Here is a 349-nt window from a genome sequence, read left to right on the forward strand (position 1 = left end):
TCTTTTATTACATCTTCAAGCTTTTCGTTGGCTACGTTAACAGCGCGTGTTGCACCCATTTTGCGTGCTAGCTCTAAGCGGTATTCGTTTACATCGCTAATAACTACGTGACGTGCGCCTACGTGCTTTGCCACTGCTGCTGCCATAATACCAATGGGGCCTGCACCAGTAATTAATACATCTTCGCCGACTAAATCAAACGACAGCGCGGTATGTACGGCATTACCAAAAGGATCAAAAATTGATGCTAATTCGTCTGAAATATTATCAGGAATTTTAAACGCATTAAACGCTGGTATAACTAAGTATTCAGCAAATGCACCTTCGCGATTTACGCCTACACCTGTGG

Annotated in this window: 1 protein-coding gene; it reads right to left on the minus strand. The window is 43.3% G+C overall.

Features of this window, described 5'->3' with window-relative positions; translation table 11 throughout:
* A partial coding sequence (locus tag AAEY62_RS20980) for a zinc-binding dehydrogenase (RefSeq protein WP_350636252.1) occupies positions 1 to 349 on the minus strand: 349 nt, incomplete at both ends.

The sequence above is a fragment of the Pseudoalteromonas sp. GW168-MNA-CIBAN-0100 genome, assembly GCF_040309225.1.
GTDB lineage: Bacteria > Pseudomonadota > Gammaproteobacteria > Enterobacterales > Alteromonadaceae > Pseudoalteromonas > Pseudoalteromonas arctica.